We start from the raw sequence: 21,484 nt of genomic DNA, 5'->3' as shown, positions 1-21,484 counted from the left end.
AGATTAACAGGTGTTAACTTATATTGATATTAATTATATCTTACTCTCCTTAGTTAAAAGTATATCTGTAATAACTATTTTTGCTTATTTATTAGGTTTAGAGACTAATTTCTTTCAAAACTTGTTACAGAAGAAAGAGATAAAGAATAAATTATTATTGGCTCTTTTATTTGGTTTTTTATCTTTACTAGGAACTTATCTAGGAATCTATATTCAAGGAGCTTATGCTAATATTAGGGCTATTGGTGCTGTAATAGGTGGATTATTAGGTGGGCCAATAGTTGGATTATTAGCTGGATTAATTGGAGGAATTCATCGTTATTATTTAGGTGGTTTTACCGCTTTTGCCTGTGCATTAGCTACTATTTTAGCTGGATTATCTAGTGGTATTATTTATCGTAGACGTCCTTTAGGAAAGGTTACAATTGAAGAAGGATTTTTATTAGGGATAGCCATTGAGATAGTAGAAATGGGTTTGGTATTAGCACTTAGTAATCCTTATACTGAAGCTTATCAATTAGTTAAGTTGATTTCTTTGCCTATGATCTTAAGTAATGCTTGTGGAATTTCTTTTTTTATTTATATATTACACAAAAGCATGGCAAAAGAGAAGAAAATAAAGGCTTTACAGTCCTACAAAGCATTAAAAATAGCTAACCAAAGTTTAAATTATTTACAAGATGGTTTAAATTATGAGTCTGCTTTAGAGACTGCTAAGATTATTCTTGAAATAACTGATGTAGCAGCAGTCTCAATAACTAATTGTCAAGAGGTGTTGGCCCATTGTGGAGTAGGAGAAGATCATCATCAGCCAGAAGAAGAGATTTTGACTCAAGCAACTAAAGAAGCCTTGGCTGAAGGACATTTGACTATAGTAGCCAATAAAGAAGATCTAGGATGTCCAGTTTTAGACTGTCAACTTAAGGCTGCTGTAATTGCTCCTTTAACTAAAGGAAATGAAGAAAAGGTAACTGGAGCTTTAAAGTTATATAAGACTGAAGAAGAGAGTATCAATGATTTGGATATTGAGTTGGCAAAGGGAATTGCTAATCTATTATCAACACAACTCCATATATCAACTTTACGCCAGCAAGCTCAATTAGCAACTGAAGCTGAACTTAAAGCTCTACAAGCTCAGATCAGACCTCATTTTTTATTTAATGCTCTCAATACAATTATGTCTTTTTGTCGGACTAATCCTGAACGGGCTCGCAGATTATTAATGAAATTAGCTAAGTTATTTCGTAAAAATCTACAACAAGATTGTCGCCAAATTACTCTTGCCAAAGAATTAGAATTTGTGCAACATTATATAGATATTGAACAGGCTAGATTTGGTAATAGATTAGAGGTAGAGGTTAAAGTTCCTGACAGATTAGTTGATTATTACCTACCTAGTTTTACTTTACAACCTATAGTTGAAAATGCTATTAAACATGGCTTAGCTGATAAAGTAGACCAAGGATTAATTGAGATTTTGGCTTTGGAAGAAGAAGATAATATGATATTAAAGGTAACTGATAATGGAATAGGGATTAAGCAAGATGAACTAAAACAAATTTTAACTCTAGAATCTAGTAATGAACAGATTGGTATCAGTAATGTAGATCAGAGAATTAAGAAACTTTATGGTTTAGAATATGGAGTAGAAATTGATAGTCAATTGAATCAAAGTACAACTGTTGTAATTACTCTTCCACAAGTAAGAAAGGAAGATACTAATGAGCAAGATAAGAACCGTTATTGCTGAAGATGAATTTCCAGCTCGTAATGAACTTAATTTTTTATTAAGTGAAATTAAAGATATAAGGTTAATAGGTCAAGCTGCAGATGGTTTACAGGCTCTAGAGTTAGTTAAAACTCAGGAGCCTGATTTGATTTTATTAGATATACAAATGCCTGGAAAAACAGGAATGGAAGTAGCGCAAGAGATTAAAGGAATGAACAATAAACCTGTTGTTATATTTATTACTGCTTATGATGAATATGCTTTAGAAGCTTTTGGAGTAGAAGCTGTTGATTATATTTTAAAGCCTTATGATAAAGATAGATTGTTAGAAACTATAAAGCGGGTTAAAGAGGCTTATTTTGATAGACACTATGAAGTAATTGAGGATAAGTTAAAAGATAAATCTTGGCAAGTGAATAAAATACCTGTATGTGGTAAAAGAGGTAGAATCAAGTTATTAGACTATAATGATATTATAATCTTTTTTACTAAAAATAGTAAGGTATATACTAAAACATATGATCAGGAGTATCAAGTTGATCTGAATCTAAAGGAATTAGAAAGTAAGTTAAATAATACCTCTTTTTTAAGAATTCATCGTAGTTATTTGATTAATTTAAAGCAAGTTAAAGAGGTTATTCCCTGGTTTAAAGGAAAGTATCAGGTAGTGATGGATGACCAACAAGAGATGAAGGTTCCTGTTAGTAGATCTAAAGTAGAAGTTATTAAATATATATTTAATTTATAGTCCCCTAGTATAGGGGACTATTTTCATTTTAAAATAATGCAGTTTAACATTAGATTTCTGCTATTCAGCTATAAATTATGACTTTAATATAGATTTCCTTTATAATTATAACTAACATAATTTATTATAAGTTTATAACCCCTATAATAATTAAAAGTAAAAGGGGGAATAGTAATGGTATCATATCTTGGTGGAATATTTCTTTTGATAGTTGGGTATATTTTCTATGGTAATTTTGTAACAGGAGTCTTTGGAGAGGATGAAACGATAGAAACTCCAGCCTATACACAAAGCGATGGAGTAGATTATGTACCAATGAGTTGGCCTAGAGCCTTCTTGATTCAGCTATTAAATATTGCTGGTTTAGGGCCAATTTACGGAGCAGTAATGGGAGCTTTATTTGGGCCAGCGGCATTCTTATGGATTGTATTAGGATGTATTTTAGCTGGAGCAGTTCATGATTATTTAATAGGAATGATATCTGTTAGAAATAATGGATCTACTGTGGCTGAAATAGTAGGAGATTACTTAGGTGAAGGTGCTCGTAAGTTTATGAGAGTCTTCTCTATTTTAGTGTTAATTTTAGTAGGAACAGTATTTATGACAGGACCAGCTAAATTATTAGCTAATATGACAGGATTAGGTCTTAATGCTTGGTTAGCAATTATTATTGGATATTACTTTATAGCTACTGTTTTACCAGTAGATAAGGTTATTGCTAAGTTCTATCCACTTCTTGGTGGAGCTTTATTAATTATGGCTTTAGGAGTAGGAGGTAGTTTGGTTATTGGTGGTTATGATATTCCGAATATTACTTTAGCTAATATACATCCTGATTCTTTATCATTATGGCCATTTTTATTTGTAACAATAGCTTGTGGAGCAATTAGTGGTTTTCATGCTACCCAATCTCCATTGATGGCTCGTTGTTTAGATAATGAACGAGATGGTAAGAAGGTATTTTATGGAGCTATGATAGCTGAAGGTATTATAGCTATGGTCTGGGCAGCAGCCTCTATGACTTTCTTTGGTGACACAGTCGGTTTATCTGAAGCTCTTACTAACTTAGGTGGAGCAGGTGGAGTAGTCAAAGAAATCAGTGATAATATGTTAGGAGTTGCTGGTGGTATCATGGCTATGTTAGGAGTTATAGCTTTACCAATTAGTTCTGGAGATACAGCTTTTCGCAGTGTTAGGTTAGCTTTGGCTGAAATGTTTGAACTAGATCAAAAAGATAAAACTAATAGGTTTAAAATAGCTATTCCTATCTTTATAATAGGTGTTATCTTATCTCAAATAGATTTTAGTATCATTTGGAGATATTTTGCTTGGTCTAACCAGACTTTAGCTATGATGGCTCTGTGGGCAGGGGCAGCTTATTTGGTCCAAAAGAGTAAATTACACTGGATTGCTACTATTCCGGCTACTTTTATGACAGGAGTATCTATCTCTTATATCTTAGCTGCACCAGAAGGATTTAGATTATCATTAGCAATTGCTACTCCAGTTGGAATAGTAACTGCAATTGGAGCTTTAGCTTTATTCTTACTAAGACAGAAACCAGAAAAAGATGTAACAAGTGAAAAAGTAGCCTAATTAAAAAAGGTGCCTATTAATAGGCACCTTTTTTAGTAGTTACTTCATTTTTGCTACCATATTACGGCATTCATCAGCGCATTGACGACAGATATCTGCACAGCTTTGGCAGTGATTATCTTTGAACTTTTCACATTCTGCAGCACATGCATCACAGATATCAGCACATAACTGACAGATTTCTTTCACAAATCTACTATTTCCTGACATATACTTGACTGATATTGAGCAGATATCAATACAGTCTAATAATAAACTAATACAGTCTACTCTCTTATCTACATCTGGCTCATGTAAACAAGCATCTAAGCAGAATTCACATTCAGTTAAGCACTTATTGCAAATGTCTATACAAGATTGATATCTATCCATATGTGTCTTCATTTCTTCAGTCATTCCATCATCTCCTTGTTAGTTATTTTCTTCTTTACTATTATTGAGAATATAGAGTAGATATATTCTGCATCTTGTTTCCATTTTAAGAATGATTTTAAATTAATTTTTTTAATTTAATCACTTAAATTTAGTTTACTTTTATGGCTTAATTATGATAAGCTTGAGTTAAGGAAATGATTTAAAAATCTAAATATTAAGATATGCTTTAAGGAGGTGAAATAATGGAGGATATTTCATTAATAGTTGCTTTTATGGCTGGGTTAGCATCTTTTGTTTCACCTTGTGTTTTACCATTAGTTCCTGCTTATATTGGTTATATAACTGGTAGTTCAGCTAATAAGGGACGTTTTTTTACTTTATTTAGGTCATTAGGGTTTGTGGTTGGCTTTTCTATCGTATTTATTGCTATGGGAGCCTCAGCTAGTTACATTGGACAATTGTTTAGTAAATATAAACTATTATTTACTAAAGTAAGTGGAATTTTGATTATCATTTTTGGACTGCATATGACTGGAGTATTGAAGTTAAAATTATTATATAAAGAAGTTAGGTGGCAAGGGCCAACTAATGTAACTAATTGGTTCAGTTCAGTTTTAATGGGTATTGCTTTTGCTGCTGGTTGGACTCCTTGTGTAGGAACTGTATTAGGCTCAATCCTACTTTATGCAGGAGCGGAAGCTACATTAAAGACAGGGGTGATTTTATTAGTAGTCTATTCTTTAGGTTTAGGACTACCTTTTATTTTAACGGCTATTTTTATTAATCAGTTTACTAATGTGTCTAATAAAATCAATAAGTATCTACCAATCATCTCGAAAGTAAGTGGAGTTATTATGATTCTATTTGGTATTTTACTCTACTTAAATAAAATGCAACAGTTAAGTCAGTATTTTTATTTTTAGCTAAGGAGTGGTAGTTATGAAAAAGAGTTTTAAATTATTATTAATGGGACTTTTTATTATAGGAATAATTAGTTTTGGAGTCTTTTATCAGAATCAGATTGAAAGTCAGAATCAAGTTAAAGAGCAGAAACAAGATACTACTCAAGATAAAGCAAAGTTAGGTCAGAAAGAAGAAGAGACAGATTCTCAAAGTAAGGAAAATAATATAGGTTTAGGTGTAGGACAGATAGCTCCTGATTTTGAATTAACTAACTTAGCTGGAGAAAGAGTTGCTCTATCTGATTTTAGAGGTAAGTATGTACTAGTTAATTTTTGGGCTACTTGGTGTCCACCATGTCGGGCTGAAATGCCAGATTTAAATCAATTTTATTTAGAAAATAAGGATGACTTTGTAGTATTAGGGGTAAATTTAGCTGAAAGTAAGAATAAAGTAAAAGAGTTTATAACAGATGGTGGTTATCAATATCCTATTGTCTTAGATAAGAGTCGAGTAGTCGGGTCAGAGTATCAAGTAACTGCTATTCCTACTTCTTATTTTATTGACAGACAAGGTAGAGTACAGTATGTAAAGCGAGGTTTAGTTACTAAAGTAGAGTTAAATCAAATAAGAGATAATATAATGGAGTAAAAGGAGTTAGTTAATGAACCAGTATGCTTTAGAATATAATTCATTAGCAGTCAGTTGGTTTACTTTATTGTCTGTTATATCTATTTTATTGAGCTATCAATATATTAAGCAGGAGTTAAAAGAAGATTTATCTCAAGATGAGTTAGAGGGACTTATTATTAAGCTAGTAGTTGGTGGCTTTATAGGAGCAAGAGTTTATTATGTCTTGGGCCATTGGCAATTATATCAGGGCCAATTTTCTTCTGCCTTTCAGATAAGCCATTTAACTTTAGATTTAAATGGTGCAATCATAGGTGGAATGATTACTTTGTATTTGCTTTCTTATCACCAAAAGGTTAGTTTTAAAAAATTATTAGATATTCATTTTCAAGCTCTAACTTTAGGATTAGCAATTGGAGTTTGGAATTATTATTTTGATAATCTATTTACTTATTTGAATACTTTGATTCTTTCTATATTTTTAATAATTATTTTTTCATTTTTGACAATTATTAAAGATAAGACTGAAGAGCTAGGAGTAGTTTCTTTAATATTTATCATTTTATATTTGATATTAAGAATAATAAAAGGGTTTATTTAAAGAGTTGACTACCTTAAACTAAAATTTAGATCAGATATAATTTAATAGATAGTTGGTTGTTTGACCTCCTAGGGGAGTTGGCCCTAGGAGGTTTTTATTTATAAAATATTTTATTATTGCCCTTGACAGAATAGTCATATTATAGTATTCTTTTTATAAGATGATACTGATAGGGGGTATGGGTATAAGGTTAAAGTATAGCTTTCTGCTAATAAAGTTATCATAATGATAAGAAAACTAAGGAGGGATAGTATGGAAAATACACAGCAATTAGAGCGAAGCACTTTAAAGATTGCTAATATGACTTGTGCTAGTTGTGCACAAAAAGTAGAAGAAGCACTAAGTAATACATCAGGAGTAGAAAAGGCAACAGTTAATTTTGCTGCTGAAAAAGCAACTATTGATTATAATCCAAATCGTGTTAATGTTGATGATTTGGTAGAATCAGTAAGGAATACAGGATATAATGTTGATTTTAATAAGGATAATATAAAGGTTGGAGGAATGACCTGTGCTAGTTGTGCGCAAAGTATAGAAAATGCTTTGAATGACACCGAAGGGGTTATAGATGCAACAGTCAATTTTGCTGCTGAAAAAGCTACTATTGAATTTAATTCAGCCCAAGTTAGTGAACATGATTTAAAGAAAACAATAGAGAATACAGGCTATGAAGTGGTTGAAGATGATGAAACAGAAGCAGAAGAGCAGAATCAAGATGAAGAGAAGATTGCAGAGGCACGTAGTAAGATGTTATGGAGTTGGGGATTAACGATTCCAATTATCTTATGGATGATTCCTGAGATGTTCTTTGGGATTGCTTGGCCAAATGAAACCATTTATCATCTAGGTATGATTGCTTTGGCTACGCCAATTTTATTATGGGTGGGGCGGAAGACTTATTATACAGCTTATAAAGCTATATCTCATGGTAGTGCTAATATGGATGTTTTAATTGCTATGGGAACAGGAGCAGCTTTTGTAACCGGGCCAGCTAGTTTCTTTACTCCTTTAGCTGATTATGCTGGAGTAGCAGGGATGATTATGACCTTTCATTTAACTGGACGCTATATTGAAACAAAAGCTAAAGGTAGAGCTTCACAAGCGATTAAGAAGTTATTAGAGTTAGGTGCCAAAACAGCGACGGTAGTTCGTGAGGGAGAAGAAGTAGAAGTTCCAATTGATGAAGTACAAGTTGGGGATATAATGATTGTTAAGCCAGGGGAGAAGGTTCCTACTGATGGTAAGATTATTGAAGGGGAAAGTGCTTTAGATGAATCAATGGCTACAGGAGAGTCAATGCCAGTTAAGAAATCAGTAGGAGATGAAGTAATTGGTGCTACTATTAATCAACGAGGTTTAATTAAAGTTAAAGCAACTAAGGTTGGGAAAGATACTTTCTTGTCACAAGTTATTAAGATGGTTGAAGAAGCTCAAGGAACTAAGGTGCCAATTCAAGAGTTTGCTGATAGAGTAACAAGTATTTTTGTTCCTACAGTATTAATTATAGCAGCCTTAACTTTTGGACTATGGTTGTTATTTCCTAGTGCTTTAAAAGAAGTTACTACTTGGGCAGCAACATATTTACCTTGGGTTAATCCTAATTTAGGATTAATTACTGGAGCTATTTTTTCTACTATAGCAGTTTTAGTAATTGCTTGTCCTTGTGCTTTAGGATTAGCGACTCCAACTGCTCTAATGGTTGGTACTGGAATGGGAGCAGAAAATGGAGTCTTAATTAGAAAAGGAGAAGCAATTCAAACTTTAAAAGAAGTGCATACTATTGTCTTTGATAAGACTGGTACGATAACTGAAGGACATCCAGCAGTAACCGATTTAGCCCCTAATAGTGGATTTAATGAAGAGGAATTATTGCAGTTAGCTGCTAGTGTAGAAGCAGGTTCTGAACATCCCTTAGGAGAAGCAATAGTTAGAAGAGCACAAGAAGATGATTTAGAAATAGATGAAATATCAGACTTTGAAGCAATTACTGGAAAAGGTGTGCAGGCTAAAGTTGACGATAAGCAAGTATTGGTAGGAAGTAGAAGGTTAATGAATGAGCAAGATATAGATACGTCTCAAGTAGAAGAAAAGATGAAAGAGTTAGAGAAAGAAGCTAAAACTGCCATGCTAATTGGAGTAGATAATCAATTGGCAGGGATTATAGCAGTAGCTGACCCTTTAAAAGAAGATTCTAAAAAGGCAATTGCTGAATTGAGAGATTTAGGATTAGAAACAGCAATGATCACAGGAGATAATGAACGAACTGCTAGAGCAATTGCTGATGAAGTAGGAATCGACCATGTAGTAGCAGAAGTATTGCCTGATGGTAAAGTAGATGAGATTATGAACTTACAGGATAAATTTGGGACTGTTGCTATGGTAGGAGATGGAATTAATGATGCTCCTGCTTTAACACAAGCTAATGTAGGAATTGCAATTGGAACAGGAACAGATATTGCTATTGAATCATCTGATGTTACTTTAGTAAGAGGAAATCTATCTTCAGTAATTACGGCAATTAAATTATCTAGGGCTACCTTTAGAAAGATTAAACAGAACTTATTCTGGGCCTTTATCTATAATACAATTGCTATTCCAGTAGCCATGCTGGGATTACTACATCCAATTATAGCTGAGGCAGCAATGGCAACTAGTTCAATTAGTGTAGTTACTAATGCCAATCTATTACGTCGAGTTGATGTGCAACCGAGATATAAAGAAGATTAAAAGTCTGGAGGGAAATTAATGAATTCATGTCAAGAGGGATGTCAAGAAGAGATTTCCTATCAAGACCAAAAAGAAGATTTAATAACTAGATTAAATAGGCTTGAAGGTCAGATTGGTGGAATTAAGAGAATGATAGATGAGGATAAATATTGTGTAGATATATTAACTCAAATTGCTGCTGTTAAGGGCGCTTTAAATAAAGTAGGGATGTCTGTTTTAGAAGCCCATACTAGAGGTTGTGTAACTGATACAATTGTAGAGCAAGATGAAGCAGATGAGAAGATTGAAGAATTAATGGAGGTTATTTTTAAGTTTACTAATAAGTAAGTTATTAGTTGTCAGCTATCTGCTGTGTGCTATCAGCTAATTCAAAATCTTTAAATTCAACATCTAATTCTTTAAGATTATTATGTTTCAAGGGATTAAATTAGGTCTATGGTTTTGAATTTGACTTGGCTCACGACACACAGCAGATGACTGATAGCTGTAGCACGAAAGTGCCACTTTAAATAGGAGGAGTTAATAATGAAAGAATTAATTATTGGTGTAGAAGGAATGTCTTGTGGCCACTGTAAGAATTCAGTAGAGGGATCATTAAGTGATTTAACTGGAGTTGAATCTTCTGAGGTGGATTTGGATGCTGAGTCAGTAACAGTTGAATTTAATGAATCTAAAGTACAAGAGAATGATCTTAAAGCAGCTATTGAAGATGCTGGACCTTATGAAGTAAAGTAAGATTGGATTAAAGGCTACTTTCTGTATTAGGAAGTAGCCTGATTAATTAAATTCTGATTATAAGATGAGTAAAGAATGAGTTAATTAATAGTAAGAGTTATGATATATTTATATTAGTTTATGCTGAGAGATTTGAAAGGTTGTTGATACTATGAAAGATAAAATATTAGTCGTTGGAGGCTATGGTCAGGTGGGAAAAGTTATTTGTAGAGGTTTGGGTAAAAGATTTCCTGGTAAAATTATTGCAGCTGGAAGAAATTATAAGAAAGCAAAGAAATTTAGTCAAGCAACCAAGGGAAATGTGCTGTCCTTGGAATTTGATCTCTTTGGGGATTATAATAAAAATAATCTATTGGAGGAAGTTTTTGCGGTAGTAATGTGTGTGGATCAAAAAGATACGCAATTTGTTGAGACTTGCCTAAAAAAAGGTATACATTATATTGATATTACAGCTTCTTATAGTTTTTTATCAAAAGTTGAGTCGTTGCACAATGTAGCTAAATCGTCAGGTGCTACTGCTATTTTGAGTGTTGGATTAACACCTGGTCTTACTAATTTATTAGTTAAACATAGCAAGTCTCACTTTGATGTTTTAGATAGAGCTGATATTTCCGTAATGCTTGGTCTTGGAGAAGAGCATGGAAAAGCAGCAATTGAATGGATGATTGATAATATTAATACTGTATTTAAAGTTGTTGAAGATGACCAGTTAAGAGAAGTTCAAAGCTTTGTAGATGGCAAAATAACCACCTTTCCTAAAAAGTTTGGGAAAAGGATGGCTTATCGCTTTGGTCTTGCAGAACAGCATATTTTACCTAAAACTTTGGATATAAGTACAGTTTCAAACCGTGTTTGTTTTGCTTCTAAATTTATTACAAAGTCTTTAGTTGTTCTTAAAAAAGTAGGTTTTTTTAATCTTTTAAAAATAGAATTCTTGCGAAATATTATTGTGGAATTGTTTTCAAAATTTAATTTAGGATCAGAGGTGTTTTCTGCTAAAGTAGATGCAGTAGGTAAAAAAGATGGAAAAGAAACTAAATTTGAATGTTCAGTTTTAGGTAATAATCAATCTAGAATTACAGGGCAAGTCGCTCAAGTTATAACAGAATATATTTATACAACTGATTATTCTTCGGGAGTCTATCATATTGAAGAAATTTTTGATTTACAAGATATTTTAGACCAACTAAGTGAATCTATTAGGTTTTATTCTGACTAATGAAATTATAGAAAATATAAAGTTGAAATATTTAAAGTTGTTAAACAAGGTTAAGATTTTTTTATAATTGTGATATGATTGGAATATTTTATAATTACAGATGTGGGGTTTTTATGAAGTAAAGATTGTTTTAAAAGCTACTTTTTATATTAGGAAGTAGCCTTCTTTACTTTAAAATTAAAAAATTCTTATTATTTTGTTAATACTTTCTTAATATTTATTCTATATACTATAAATAGCTAAGGAGTTGATATTATGATGCATGGTTGGGGTCATGGAATGAGAGGATTTTTTGGAGGAGGGATGATAATGATGGGTATTTTTTGGTTAGTTATTATTGGATTAGTAATTTATTTAGCAAAGGATAATCGTAATTCTTCAAATAATAATCATCAAATCAAATCTAAAGAAGATCCAATAGAGATTGCTAGAAAGCGATATGCCGAAGGTGAGATAACCAAAGAGGAATTACAAGAGATTAGAGAGGAATTAAAAAATTAGATTATTGTTTTAATTAAACTAAAAAAGACGAGATATAATTTATTTTTTTATTAGTAATATACCCTGTATTGGTATTTCATTAGTTACAATAACTGGATTCAATTCATAAATATAAGGAGGGGCGATTATGGGGTTAATAGGTTATATAATATTTTTTGGGGTTGTATATTGGGTAATGCACAGGGGTGGAGGTTGTTGTGGAGGAGATCATGGTTCTAATTCTGCTAAACAGAATAAGCATGGTGGAGAGCATAAAAAAAGTGGTAGTAAAGTAATTGAGATGGTTTATGATCCTATTTGTGGCTTGCATATTGAAAAAAGTAATGCTATTTCAAGAAGAATTGAGGGAAGAAAATATTATTTTTGTAGTACAGAATGTGCTAATGGTTTTATAGAGGATAGTACTTAAATAATAATTAATTGATTAAGGAGCGAAGAGAATGCAGACTATATTATTCAGACTAGGCCCTTTTTCAGTCAGTTTATTTGGAACTTTTATTGTTTTAGGGATATTAGTTGGATTTTATATTTTAAATAAAGAAGCTATTCGCAAGGAATTAGACCAGGACACAATTTTTAATTTAGCTCTATATAATATTATTGTGGGAATAATTGGAGCCAGATTATATTATGTAGTAGCTTTTAATCCATCTTATTATCTCAATCATCTCATTGATATATTTATGATTCAACAGGGTGGATTATCTATTCAAGGAGCCTTGCTAGCAACTATTTTGTTTAGTGTATTATATATCAAATTTAAAGGATTATCTTTTTGGGAAGTAGCAGATGCTTTTGCCCCAGCAATAATTTTAGGGCAGGCTATTGGTAGGATTGGATGTGATGTCTTTAGTATTCCAATGAAAAATAACTTTTTTTGGGGAGTAGAAATTAACAATCAATTACTTCATCCAGTGCAGATATATGAGTCATTGCTAAACTATATTTTATTTATGTTAGTGTGGAATTATAGGGATAAAATAAAATATAATGGGCAATTATTCTTGTATTATTTGATTGGGTTTTCAGTTAATCGAGGTATTGTAGAATTCTTTAGAGTTAATCCTATAGTACTAAAACCATTTACAATTGCTCATGTTACTAGTTTATTTATAATTTTGGTTTCTTTAGTTGCTATAATTTATATTAGTAATCATAATATTAGTAATTTTAAATTAGCTGGTATAGATACTGGTGTAGATAAGAGAGGAAAATTAGTAGATAATCTCCTATTAATAGGAGTTATAGTTTTATCAGTTATAACTTATTATAGTATCTATTAAGCTTATCTTCCTTTTTTAATAACTTTCATATACCTTTCCCTTGTACTGTATTAATATTAAGGAGGAGGTAAGAGTAATGAAAGAGATAGGTAAAGTAATGGTTAATAAAGGGAAAGTAGCCATAGTGAAAATTGAGCGTCATTCAGCTTGTAGTAAATGTAAGAAGAATTGTGAATTAGCTAAAGATCATGAACAAGATGAATTGTTAGTAGAAGTTAATAACGAAATTGGAGCTTATGAAGGCCAAAGAGTAAAATTAGAATTAGAAGGAAGTAATTTAGTTTCAGCTGCATTGTTGGTATATTCCTTTCCCCTTTTGGCTTTGGTAGGTGGTTATTTTATAGGAGACAAATTTATTATTCAGCAAGGTGAAGTAGGAGGAATTATAGGAGCAATTGTATTTTTAGTTTTGTCTGTTGTAGTAATAAAAATATTAGGAAGAAAAATGAATCCTCAATCTAAGATAACAGAAATTATTGATTAAAAATTAATTTTAGGGGGGATAAAATGGGTCAACTAGTAGCAGGTATTATTTTAATTGGAGTTATAGCAGGAGCTTTTTACCTGATTGGAAATAAACTGGGAATTATGGATAATGACAATAGTGATGATGATTATAGTTGCCATTAAGATTAGTTGAAAGGAGTAATTATTATGTCAGATAAAAGAAATAATCATGGTCACCATATGTGGCTGATGTTATTGGGATGTTTAATTATGTTTGGTAGCTTTTGGTTGTTAACAGGTTCAAGTAATGGATTAGAAAGTAGTTGGAGTTGGTTAATATTATTATTGTGTCCTCTGATGCATTTATTTATGATGAAAGGTCATCATGACCATGATGAAGACTAACTGTTTAAGTGAGGTTAAATATATGAAGGAAGTAAAATTTACAGTTAATGATATGTCTTGTGGACATTGTAAATTAGCGATTGAAAAAGAATTAAAAAAGTCAATTGCTGTTAAAAGTATAGAAATAGACTTAAATAATAAAATAGTAAAAATTAATTATGATGATGATATATTAGATATTGCAGATTTAAAGAGAGCAATTAAGGAAGCTGGATATTATGAAATATGATTATGGTTTATGGAAGATAGTTATAGTAAATATAATTTGGGTATTGTTATTTATTATTAGTTTTGTTCAACCTAAGAAAAAAAGAGAATGGCGATCTATGGGTGTAGTAAGTGCTTTTTTTGTAGCGCTATTTACAGAAATGTATGGTTTCCCATTAACTATTTATTTTTTAACTTCTGTGTTAGGTTATAAACTGCCCGTTTTAAATCCTTTGGCCCATGAAAGTGGTCATTTGCTAGCTAGTTTTGGTGTAGGAGTGGATAAAGCCATCATAGTTTGTCAAATAGGAAGTTTAATTTTTGGACTGGGAATGATGATTATTGGAATAGGATGGTGGCAGATACATCGTAGTAATGGGGAGTTAGTGACTGATGGGATCTATAGTTATCTTCGACATCCTCAATATCTAGGAATCTTTTTATTAACAGTAGGGATGATGATTCAATGGCCAACTATTTCAACTTTAGTAATGTGGCCTATTTTGATCTACTCTTATTATCGTTTAGCTAAAAAAGAGGAAAGAGATGTGTTAAATGAGTTTGGGCAAGAATATAAGGAGTATATAAAGAATACTCCTGCATTTTTTCCGTTGCAGCTTAGGTAAATCTAATTAATTTTTTGGTAATTAGTATATATTCAGATGCTAGACATATACTTACAATGGATATACCCCTGTAGTGTATTGAAAAGGAGGTATTTAATGGAAAGTATATATCTGGTATCTTTTATTATTGGGTTGTTTTCTTTTCTTTCTCCTTGTATAATTCCTATGATTACAGTTTATTTTAGTTTAATTACAGGACTTTCGCTAGAAGAATTAGAATCTATTACTATTCAAAAAAAGATGAAACGACATATAATTATTAATACTTTAATTTTTATAGCTGCTTTTACTTTAGTCTTTACTTTGGCAGGAGGTTTAGTTAGTAAGGTAGGTCATATTTTACAAGACAAGATTAGATATCTAAATATAATTGGTGGAATATTTGTAGTTCTGTTTGGTTTAAAGATGACTGGGTTAGTTAAATTAAAGTTTTTACACAAATTAAATCTTAGTAATAAATTTAATGTAGATGACTTACCCACCAATTATAGATATTTAAGTACTTTTCTAATAGGAGTTTTCTTTGCTATAGTCTGTTCTCATTGTATTGGTGCCACACTTTATTCAATTCTAATGTTAACTGGAGCTACTAAAGTTAATGGTTTTCTAGTTATGTTTTTATTCTCATTAGGATTAGCTATTCCTTATTTTTTAGTGGGCTTATCTTTTAATCGAGCAATCCCTATAATTAAGAAATTAGGTAAATATCGCAAAGGAATACAATTAATTATGGGAATAATATTAATAACTTTTGGATTGTTGATAATTAGTAATAAGTTTATTTTTCTCACCAAGCTATTAAATGAAATAATTCCCTTTAGGTTACCTTATAGTATGTAATTGTTAAAGAGGATTACTTAACAATTTAGATTATACATATCTAGCAAATATGAGAGGTAATAAATATAAATAAGATGCAGAATATAGAGGTATAGTAGCTCTATTTTAAGCTTAGTTAATTAAGAAAGGTTTGATTTAAACAAAATTTTTGGTTTGTTATAAAAGTAGTGGAGGTCAAAAGATGAAGAAGATAAGGTTTAATCTAATGACTAAGTTATTAACTTGCTCTATTATAGTAATTTTAGTTTTTGGGGGAGTAATTTATGTTATTAATCAACATATAAGTATGTTAAATAATGCTTTAGAAGGACTTGATGCAGAGCATGATAAATTTAAGAGTATAGATTATGTGGAAGCAGAAAAAATCAAACCGATGGTAAAGGATATGATACAGCATACTCAAAAAGTTTATCAGATGGTGCAAGAGGTACGAAATATATTATTTAAATGAATAATTGTATTAGGGATCACATCTATTTTATTAGGATTAATTGTTACTGTATTAATTACTGTGCCTGTGAAAAAGTTAATTACTGGAGCAAGAAAGATTGCTGATGGTGATTTAACGACTACTATTAAGGTTAATAATAAAGATGAATTAGGTGAATTAGCAGATATTTTTAATAGGATGAGTGATAAACTGCGGAAATTAATTGAAAGAATAAATCAAGAGGTTAATCAAGTTAATGCTGCTAGTCAAGAATTAAGTGCTGTATCTGAAGAAGTTGCTACTATTTCTGATGAGCAAGAAAGTAATGTGAAAAAGAATCTAATATTATTAAAAGAGTTTGATGATTTAGTAGAGAAAACGGCTAAAGATATTAAAAGCTCTACTAAATTAAGTATTCAAACTAGAGATCTAGCTGTACAAGGTGCCGCTAATAATAATGATTTAATTAAAGATATGAAAAAAACTGATAGAACTACTCAAAAGTTAAATAGTACTATTGAAGAATTAAATAATAAGTCTAGTAAGATAAATTCAGCAGTTGAGACAATTGAGGATATTGCAGAGCAAACTAATATTTTGGCTTTAAATGCGGCTATAGAAGCTGCTCGGAATAATAAAGAAGGTCAAGGTTTTACAGTAGTTGCAGAAGAAATTAGAAAACTAGCAGCTGATGTTAAAAATTCAACTACTGAGATTAAAAAAATGGTTCAAGATTTACAGTTAAAAAGTCAGGAAGCTGTAGAAGATAGTAATATTAATTATCAGTTAGTTAAAACAGGAATTGAAAGCACTTTAGATACTATAGAAGGATTTAAGCAAATTAAAAGTAATCTTAGTCAAATATCTAATCAAATGTTAGAAGTAGAAGACATGACTCAAGAAGAGAGAAATAAATTAAATAAAATAGTAAATAATATTGAAAAAACTAATCAAAGAGTTCATATCCTGTCTCTTAGTGCTCAAAATACTGCTAATTCAACAGAAGAACTTAAATCTTTTACAGATGATTTAGAAGATAGTGTTGAAGAGTTTAAGTTATAACTAATAGATCAAAGGAGAGGATAATTATGCAGAAAATAATTAAAATTATTTGAAACAGCTGTTAAAGAAGCTGGTTATGAGGTTATAGGTATAGAATAAGATAAGTAACTATACAATATAGTAATTTTAATCAGGGGGTTGTAAAATGAAACAGTGCCCTAAAGAAAAAAATATTGCTATTAAAGTAGAAGGAATAGATTGTTTTTATTGTTTTAAAGTATTAGATGGAATTTTAAGAAATTATGATGGAGTTCAAGAAGTACATGTGGGGTTAGATAGTGGGGTAGCTAAGGTTACTTATCAAGAGAATAAGAAGAGTGTAGAAAATTTTATTAAAGAATTAGATGACTCTGGATATAAATTTAGAATATTGTGAGATATAAAAATTAAGAAAAATTTGATTGAATTTTTAAAGGTGATAGGTCTATTTCAAGTCGGTTACATAATATAACTTAGTAGTTGGAATAATTATAAGTAATAATATTAATATTGAGGAGAGATAAAATGTCATCTGAAATAATGGCAATTTTGCCTCCATTAATAGCAATTGTTTTGGCTTGGTGGACTAAAAAGATCATTCCCTCATTATTGTTAGGATTATTGGTTGGTTCATATATAATTTCACCAGGGGTATTCTCTGGAGTTGCTAAGATGGTTGAGTATATAGAAGCAACATTTTTGGATCAAGGTAATCTAGATGTTTTACTATTTTTATATGTCTTTAGTGGTTTTGTAGGATTATTGAAATTATCAGGAGGGATTAAAGGGTTTAATAAACGAATAGAAAGAATTACACATACTAAGAAAGGAACTTTGTTAGCTATGTGGGCAATTGTTCCCGTTACTTTTCTTGATTGTGCCTATCGTCTAGTGGCAACTGGTTCAATCTTTAAATCTTTAATTGATAAACGGGGAATCTCAAGAGAAAGATTTGCTTATATGCTCAATAATTCTGCTAGCCCAGTAGTAATTATGATTCCAATAGCTACTACTTTTGTAGGTTTTTTAGTAGGAACAGTGGCAACTGGTTTACAGGCAGCAGGTTTAAATAGTTCTCCTTATATTACTTTTTTAAGGAGTATTCCTTTTAATTTTTTCAGTATTACTTCAGTTTTAGTAGCCTTAGGATCAATTCTATTTAATATAAACTTTGCAGTTATGGGGGATTTAGAAAATAGGAGACAAAAACAGAATAGAAGAATTGCCATGGATATGGAGATGGGTTCAATGACATCTTCAGTTGAGAAGCAGGAAAAAAAGAAAGCAAATATTTGGAATTTGATTCTCCCTATTGCTTTATTATTATCATTAAGTGTTTATTTGATGTGGTGGACTGGTCAAGATGAAGGAAGAAGTTTTTTTCAGGCGATTATGAAGGCTGAGGCTTCACGGGCAATGTTTCTTTCGTTAGTGATAACTACAATATTTTCAGCTGGTTTTTATTTGTTACAAGGATTTTCTTTAGATAAACTAACAGATAAATTCTTTGAACAAGGGAATAAAATCATCCACACTATTGCTATTTTGGCAGTAGCTTGGCCTATTGCAGATGTTACTAACGATTTAGGGTTGTCGAAGTTGATCACATCAACTTTAGGTAATAATTTATCAGGAAGCCTAGTACCAGTTATTGTTTTTGTAATAACTTCTTTTGTAACTTATTTTATTGGTTCATCTTGGGGAAGTTTTGCTTTATTAATGCCAATTGCTATTCCTTTAGCTTCAATTACAGATGTTTCAATCCCAATGGTTATTGGAGCAGTTTTTTCTGGTGGTACTTTTGGTGATGTAACCTCACCATTATCAGGAATGACAGTTATGGCAGCAGGTGCTGCTGAAGCTGATCATATGGAGTATGTTAAGGCACAACAGCCTTATAATTTAACTGCCTTTGGATTGGCAGCTATTTTATTTCTAATAAGTGGGTTTGTTTGGAGCTGATTTAAGAAATAATCTTTAAAGAAATTTATTATTTTTTTAATACTTTCTTAATATTTATCTCCTATACTATAAGTGTAAGATAAAGAAAGGCTAAAGGTTTATAAATTATCACTTAAATAAACAGGAGGAGATATCTATGAAGAGATTTTTAAGTTTTGCTTTAGTAATGACATTGGTGTTAGGAGTTTCAGTTTATGCTTTTGCTCATGGAGGAGGAAGTAATTTTAACCAAGTAAATAGAAATAATGACTACCGTCAAGATTTAAATTTATCAGATGAACAATTAGATTCTATCAATCATTTACGAGATGAATATCAAGATAAAATGCATGATTTAATGGATGATATGATGGATAAAAGAGATGATTTAAGAGATTTATACTTTGATAAGAATGCCAAGCGGAATGAGATTATTGAAGCAGAAAAAGAAGTTAACCAACTGAGAAATAAGATGTATAAATTAATGACTGAGATGCAATTGGAGATTAGAGGTATTATGAGCTCTGAACAGTTAGAAGTTATGGAAGATTACGGAATGATGGGTTATGGTGGTATGATGGGCCAAGGTAGAGGAGTTAGAGGTCATATGGGTGGCCACGGAATGATGGGCGGTCATATGATGAATGGTAATAATGGTATGATGGGATGGTAATTATTAAGAGTAAAGGATTAGTAAAAAATCAAATAGTCTAATTGTTTATAGCCCCCTGCTATTTAAGTGAATAACAATCATAGATAAGATAAATAAAGATATGGTAGGGGGATCAACATAATAAACTTTTAATATAAGGAGGTGAATTTAATGTGGTCAGATTTTTGCTCAGGAATATATAATTATGGTCTTAGTGGTTGGCAATCTATAGGGCTGATGTTATTACACCTAGGTTTATTTGTAGGGGTGATATATTTAATAGTTCGATTAATAATACCTAAATCTAAAAGAGAAGATGAAACTATGCTACTTTTGAAAGAAGAATTTGCTAAAGGATTAATTAGTAAAGAAGAGTTTATTGAAAGAAGAGAAGTACTAGATAAATAGGTAATTTTTTATTTATCTAATACCCTACTGGTGTATTGTATACTAATAAATTAAGGGGTTGATAAAATGAAAAGGTTTAAGATTTCTGTGGTAGTGTTATTGGCTTTATTCTTACTTAGTTCTAGTATAGCGATGGCTAATGGAAAGTTTGATGCCAGAAAGTGGACTCGTAGTTCTAGTGGTGAAGGTGTTTGGGTTGATGTAACATTTAATCCAAATCAATTAGAAAAAGATATTATTGAATTCAAGATATACTTAACGACTCACAGTGGTAATTTGCTAGACTTAAATTTCGATAAAATTAGTAAAGTAAAGACTAATTTAGGGAAAGTGAGTCAAAAAGATATTAGCTGGGAATGGGAGAGGAAGTCTAGTCATCACCCAGCAGGAATAATTAAAGTCAATAATCAAAATCAAAACTTATTCAATTCTTCAACTGAATTTATAGAATTAACTTTCGCTGGTATTAGAGATATCAAGCATACTTTAAAGTGGAAACTAGAGACTAAGGTTAATGGAGATTATGCCTACATTTCTAATGCTAGTAGTGGGACAGTATCGGTAGTAGATACTAAGGAGCATAAAGTTGTTAAGACAATTAAAGTAGCAGACCAAGTTTCCCATGGTTTGGCTGTTGATACTCTACATAATCAACTTTATGTAGGTGATTATGGTGACGGAAACCTATATGTCTTTTCATTACCAGAGGGTAAATTAATCAAGAAGGTTTATGTTAATAGTCCAGTTCATGGGATAGATATCAGTCCAGATAATAAGCATCTTTATTTAGCTGGAGGAAGTAGGGGGAGTAGTGGTGATGTATTAGTAGTTGAGACTGCTAACAATATAATCACCAAGAAAATTATCACCAATGGAGCTGGTCATATTAACTTCAGTCCTGATGGAAAATATGCTTATGTAAGTAATGTAGATCGTGATGAAATTAGTGTAATTGATACAGCTAAGCAAGAGGTTTTAAATAAAGTTAAGGTGGGAGATGGCCCTAATGAAGCTATTGCTTCTTTAGATAACAAGTATCTCTATACAGCCAACTTTAATGAAGGAAGTATGACTGTAGTTGAGACTGACACTTGGAAGACTAAGTTAACTAAAAAAATTGATGAAGGAACTCATGGAATTATTATTTCGCCTGACGGTAAGTATATTTGGGTGACTAATCGAGGTAGTAATACAATTAGCATCATAGATATTGATAATTATGAGGTTATTAAGGAATTAAGAATTAAAGGGCATGCCAATCATATTGCTATAAGTCCAACAGGAGATTTTGTCTATATTAGTGATGTAAGGGATAATCAAGTGGTTGTTTTTGATACTAATACTTTTACTAAAATAAGTGAATTTAGTGTTGGTAGTGAGCCACATGAGATTGTTTTTAATTAATTAGGATCATGATAGGTTTTATTTTAAATATAAATAGAA

General features: G+C 31.2%; 27 protein-coding genes. 26 read left to right on the top strand and 1 reads right to left on the bottom strand.

The genetic code is table 11. The annotated features are described in order from the left end of the window. Positions 1–10 precede the first annotated feature (10 nt). From ACYQ39_RS01685 to ACYQ39_RS01675, 3 genes are all read left to right on the top strand, one after another. Positions 11–1,750, top strand: a complete 1,740-nt coding sequence (locus ACYQ39_RS01685) for a LytS/YhcK type 5TM receptor domain-containing protein (protein ID WP_459840143.1) — start codon at positions 11–13, stop codon at positions 1,748–1,750. After that, positions 1,722–2,477 (top strand): LytR/AlgR family response regulator transcription factor, encoded by a 756-nt coding sequence (locus ACYQ39_RS01680; RefSeq protein WP_459840142.1) that lies wholly within the window; start codon positions 1,722–1,724, stop codon positions 2,475–2,477. Before ACYQ39_RS01685 ends, ACYQ39_RS01680 begins: the two co-directional genes overlap by 29 nt. Before the next feature lie 174 nt (positions 2,478–2,651). Next, entirely contained in the window at positions 2,652–4,073 is a 1,422-nt protein-coding gene (locus tag ACYQ39_RS01675) for a carbon starvation CstA family protein (RefSeq protein ID WP_459840141.1), read from the top strand. A 39-nt stretch (positions 4,074–4,112) separates the two neighbouring features. Here ACYQ39_RS01675 and ACYQ39_RS01670 read toward each other — a convergent pair whose 3' ends face one another. Next, entirely contained in the window at positions 4,113–4,469 is a 357-nt protein-coding gene (locus ACYQ39_RS01670; RefSeq protein ID WP_459840140.1) for a four-helix bundle copper-binding protein, read from the bottom strand. 221 nt (positions 4,470–4,690) lie between these two features. On the opposite strand from ACYQ39_RS01670, the gene ACYQ39_RS01665 reads away from it, so the two are divergent. The 23 genes from ACYQ39_RS01665 to ACYQ39_RS01555 all read left to right on the top strand — a co-directional run bounded on the left by ACYQ39_RS01665 (position 4,691) and on the right by ACYQ39_RS01555 (position 21,445). Further along, positions 4,691–5,371 (top strand): cytochrome c biogenesis CcdA family protein, encoded by a 681-nt coding sequence (locus ACYQ39_RS01665; RefSeq protein WP_459840139.1) that lies wholly within the window; start codon positions 4,691–4,693, stop codon positions 5,369–5,371. 16 nt (positions 5,372–5,387) lie between these two features. Continuing rightward, entirely contained in the window at positions 5,388–5,999 is a 612-nt protein-coding gene (locus ACYQ39_RS01660; RefSeq protein ID WP_459840138.1) for a redoxin domain-containing protein, read from the top strand. Positions 6,000–6,012: 13 nt separating this feature from the next. Further along, positions 6,013–6,579, top strand: a complete 567-nt coding sequence (locus ACYQ39_RS01655) for a prolipoprotein diacylglyceryl transferase family protein (protein WP_459840137.1) — start codon at positions 6,013–6,015, stop codon at positions 6,577–6,579. Between the two features lie 252 nt (positions 6,580–6,831). Further along, on the top strand, positions 6,832–9,306 hold the full coding sequence (locus ACYQ39_RS01650; protein WP_459840136.1) for a heavy metal translocating P-type ATPase: 2,475 nt from the start codon (positions 6,832–6,834) through the stop codon (positions 9,304–9,306). Positions 9,307–9,324: 18 nt separating this feature from the next. Next, complete coding sequence (locus ACYQ39_RS01645) at positions 9,325–9,633, top strand: metal-sensitive transcriptional regulator (protein ID WP_459840135.1); 309 nt, start codon at positions 9,325–9,327, stop codon at positions 9,631–9,633. Between the two features lie 198 nt (positions 9,634–9,831). Beyond that, entirely contained in the window at positions 9,832–10,041 is a 210-nt protein-coding gene (locus ACYQ39_RS01640; RefSeq protein WP_459840134.1) for a copper ion binding protein, read from the top strand. 151 nt (positions 10,042–10,192) lie between these two features. Then, positions 10,193–11,260: a saccharopine dehydrogenase family protein gene (locus ACYQ39_RS01635; protein WP_459840133.1), complete on the top strand. Its 1,068-nt coding sequence runs from the start codon at positions 10,193–10,195 to the stop codon at positions 11,258–11,260. 255 nt (positions 11,261–11,515) lie between these two features. Further along, positions 11,516–11,761 carry an SHOCT domain-containing protein gene (locus ACYQ39_RS01630; protein WP_459840132.1) on the top strand — a complete coding sequence of 82 codons (246 nt, stop codon included), beginning with the start codon at positions 11,516–11,518 and terminating at the stop codon, positions 11,759–11,761. 127 nt (positions 11,762–11,888) lie between these two features. Continuing rightward, positions 11,889–12,170, top strand: a complete 282-nt coding sequence (locus ACYQ39_RS01625; RefSeq protein ID WP_459840131.1) for a YHS domain-containing protein — start codon at positions 11,889–11,891, stop codon at positions 12,168–12,170. 31 nt (positions 12,171–12,201) lie between these two features. Then, positions 12,202–13,044: a prolipoprotein diacylglyceryl transferase gene (lgt, locus tag ACYQ39_RS01620; protein ID WP_459840130.1), complete on the top strand. Its 843-nt coding sequence runs from the start codon at positions 12,202–12,204 to the stop codon at positions 13,042–13,044. A 76-nt stretch (positions 13,045–13,120) separates the two neighbouring features. Further along, entirely contained in the window at positions 13,121–13,528 is a 408-nt protein-coding gene (locus tag ACYQ39_RS01615) for a SoxR reducing system RseC family protein (protein ID WP_459840129.1), read from the top strand. Positions 13,529–13,551: 23 nt separating this feature from the next. After that, entirely contained in the window at positions 13,552–13,674 is a 123-nt protein-coding gene (locus ACYQ39_RS01610; protein WP_459840128.1) for a hypothetical protein, read from the top strand. A 24-nt stretch (positions 13,675–13,698) separates the two neighbouring features. Then, the gene (locus ACYQ39_RS01605; protein WP_459840127.1) at positions 13,699–13,896 is read left to right on the top strand and encodes a DUF2933 domain-containing protein; all 198 of its coding nucleotides are present in this window, start codon (positions 13,699–13,701) and stop codon (positions 13,894–13,896) included. Between the two features lie 22 nt (positions 13,897–13,918). Next, on the top strand, positions 13,919–14,125 hold the full coding sequence (locus tag ACYQ39_RS01600; RefSeq protein WP_459840126.1) for a heavy-metal-associated domain-containing protein: 207 nt from the start codon (positions 13,919–13,921) through the stop codon (positions 14,123–14,125). Continuing rightward, complete coding sequence (locus ACYQ39_RS01595) at positions 14,115–14,729, top strand: methyltransferase family protein (RefSeq protein WP_459840125.1); 615 nt, start codon at positions 14,115–14,117, stop codon at positions 14,727–14,729. Before ACYQ39_RS01600 ends, ACYQ39_RS01595 begins: the two co-directional genes overlap by 11 nt. A gap of 96 nt (positions 14,730–14,825) precedes the next feature. Then, entirely contained in the window at positions 14,826–15,569 is a 744-nt protein-coding gene (locus tag ACYQ39_RS01590; RefSeq protein ID WP_459840124.1) for a cytochrome c biogenesis CcdA family protein, read from the top strand. A gap of 181 nt (positions 15,570–15,750) precedes the next feature. Continuing rightward, positions 15,751–16,020, top strand: a complete 270-nt coding sequence (locus tag ACYQ39_RS01585) for a hypothetical protein (RefSeq protein WP_459840123.1) — start codon at positions 15,751–15,753, stop codon at positions 16,018–16,020. 60 nt (positions 16,021–16,080) lie between these two features. Further along, entirely contained in the window at positions 16,081–17,061 is a 981-nt protein-coding gene (locus tag ACYQ39_RS01580; protein ID WP_459840122.1) for a methyl-accepting chemotaxis protein, read from the top strand. Between the two features lie 145 nt (positions 17,062–17,206). Next, complete coding sequence (locus ACYQ39_RS01575; protein ID WP_459840121.1) at positions 17,207–17,437, top strand: heavy-metal-associated domain-containing protein; 231 nt, start codon at positions 17,207–17,209, stop codon at positions 17,435–17,437. Positions 17,438–17,565: 128 nt separating this feature from the next. Next, positions 17,566–19,002, top strand: a complete 1,437-nt coding sequence (locus ACYQ39_RS01570; protein WP_459840120.1) for a Na+/H+ antiporter NhaC family protein — start codon at positions 17,566–17,568, stop codon at positions 19,000–19,002. A 136-nt stretch (positions 19,003–19,138) separates the two neighbouring features. Then, a complete protein-coding gene (locus tag ACYQ39_RS01565) occupies positions 19,139–19,654 on the top strand; it encodes a Spy/CpxP family protein refolding chaperone (RefSeq protein ID WP_459840119.1) in 516 nt (171 codons plus the stop codon). A gap of 150 nt (positions 19,655–19,804) precedes the next feature. Next, on the top strand, positions 19,805–20,041 hold the full coding sequence (locus tag ACYQ39_RS01560) for an SHOCT domain-containing protein (protein ID WP_459840118.1): 237 nt from the start codon (positions 19,805–19,807) through the stop codon (positions 20,039–20,041). Positions 20,042–20,107: 66 nt separating this feature from the next. Next, the gene (locus ACYQ39_RS01555; RefSeq protein ID WP_459840117.1) at positions 20,108–21,445 is read left to right on the top strand and encodes a YncE family protein; all 1,338 of its coding nucleotides are present in this window, start codon (positions 20,108–20,110) and stop codon (positions 21,443–21,445) included. Positions 21,446–21,484 lie beyond the last annotated feature (39 nt).

This window comes from Halanaerocella petrolearia (assembly GCF_054657875.1).
Note: the sequence above shows the minus strand (reverse complement) of the source record. Positions and strands in the feature narration are given on the sequence as shown.

What these genes read in the sequence shown, in the direction of transcription:
- ACYQ39_RS01680 (WP_459840142.1), top strand. Translation starts at nt 1,722, where the DNA reads ATGAGCAAGATAAGAACCGTTATTGCTGAAGATGAATTTCCAGCTCGT.
- ACYQ39_RS01675 (WP_459840141.1), top strand. Translation starts at nt 2,652, where the DNA reads ATGGTATCATATCTTGGTGGAATATTTCTTTTGATAGTTGGGTATATT.
- ACYQ39_RS01670 (WP_459840140.1), bottom strand. Translation starts at nt 4,469, where the DNA reads ATGACTGAAGAAATGAAGACACATATGGATAGATATCAATCTTGTATA.
- ACYQ39_RS01665 (WP_459840139.1), top strand. Translation starts at nt 4,691, where the DNA reads ATGGAGGATATTTCATTAATAGTTGCTTTTATGGCTGGGTTAGCATCT.
- ACYQ39_RS01660 (WP_459840138.1), top strand. Translation starts at nt 5,388, where the DNA reads ATGAAAAAGAGTTTTAAATTATTATTAATGGGACTTTTTATTATAGGA.
- ACYQ39_RS01655 (WP_459840137.1), top strand. Translation starts at nt 6,013, where the DNA reads ATGAACCAGTATGCTTTAGAATATAATTCATTAGCAGTCAGTTGGTTT.
- ACYQ39_RS01650 (WP_459840136.1), top strand. Translation starts at nt 6,832, where the DNA reads ATGGAAAATACACAGCAATTAGAGCGAAGCACTTTAAAGATTGCTAAT.
- ACYQ39_RS01645 (WP_459840135.1), top strand. Translation starts at nt 9,325, where the DNA reads ATGAATTCATGTCAAGAGGGATGTCAAGAAGAGATTTCCTATCAAGAC.
- ACYQ39_RS01640 (WP_459840134.1), top strand. Translation starts at nt 9,832, where the DNA reads ATGAAAGAATTAATTATTGGTGTAGAAGGAATGTCTTGTGGCCACTGT.
- ACYQ39_RS01635 (WP_459840133.1), top strand. Translation starts at nt 10,193, where the DNA reads ATGAAAGATAAAATATTAGTCGTTGGAGGCTATGGTCAGGTGGGAAAA.
- ACYQ39_RS01630 (WP_459840132.1), top strand. Translation starts at nt 11,516, where the DNA reads ATGATGCATGGTTGGGGTCATGGAATGAGAGGATTTTTTGGAGGAGGG.
- ACYQ39_RS01625 (WP_459840131.1), top strand. Translation starts at nt 11,889, where the DNA reads ATGGGGTTAATAGGTTATATAATATTTTTTGGGGTTGTATATTGGGTA.
- lgt (WP_459840130.1), top strand. Translation starts at nt 12,202, where the DNA reads ATGCAGACTATATTATTCAGACTAGGCCCTTTTTCAGTCAGTTTATTT.
- ACYQ39_RS01615 (WP_459840129.1), top strand. Translation starts at nt 13,121, where the DNA reads ATGAAAGAGATAGGTAAAGTAATGGTTAATAAAGGGAAAGTAGCCATA.
- ACYQ39_RS01610 (WP_459840128.1), top strand. Translation starts at nt 13,552, where the DNA reads ATGGGTCAACTAGTAGCAGGTATTATTTTAATTGGAGTTATAGCAGGA.
- ACYQ39_RS01605 (WP_459840127.1), top strand. Translation starts at nt 13,699, where the DNA reads ATGTCAGATAAAAGAAATAATCATGGTCACCATATGTGGCTGATGTTA.
- ACYQ39_RS01600 (WP_459840126.1), top strand. Translation starts at nt 13,919, where the DNA reads ATGAAGGAAGTAAAATTTACAGTTAATGATATGTCTTGTGGACATTGT.
- ACYQ39_RS01595 (WP_459840125.1), top strand. Translation starts at nt 14,115, where the DNA reads ATGAAATATGATTATGGTTTATGGAAGATAGTTATAGTAAATATAATT.
- ACYQ39_RS01590 (WP_459840124.1), top strand. Translation starts at nt 14,826, where the DNA reads ATGGAAAGTATATATCTGGTATCTTTTATTATTGGGTTGTTTTCTTTT.
- ACYQ39_RS01585 (WP_459840123.1), top strand. Translation starts at nt 15,751, where the DNA reads ATGAAGAAGATAAGGTTTAATCTAATGACTAAGTTATTAACTTGCTCT.
- ACYQ39_RS01575 (WP_459840121.1), top strand. Translation starts at nt 17,207, where the DNA reads ATGAAACAGTGCCCTAAAGAAAAAAATATTGCTATTAAAGTAGAAGGA.
- ACYQ39_RS01570 (WP_459840120.1), top strand. Translation starts at nt 17,566, where the DNA reads ATGTCATCTGAAATAATGGCAATTTTGCCTCCATTAATAGCAATTGTT.
- ACYQ39_RS01565 (WP_459840119.1), top strand. Translation starts at nt 19,139, where the DNA reads ATGAAGAGATTTTTAAGTTTTGCTTTAGTAATGACATTGGTGTTAGGA.
- ACYQ39_RS01560 (WP_459840118.1), top strand. Translation starts at nt 19,805, where the DNA reads ATGTGGTCAGATTTTTGCTCAGGAATATATAATTATGGTCTTAGTGGT.
- ACYQ39_RS01555 (WP_459840117.1), top strand. Translation starts at nt 20,108, where the DNA reads ATGAAAAGGTTTAAGATTTCTGTGGTAGTGTTATTGGCTTTATTCTTA.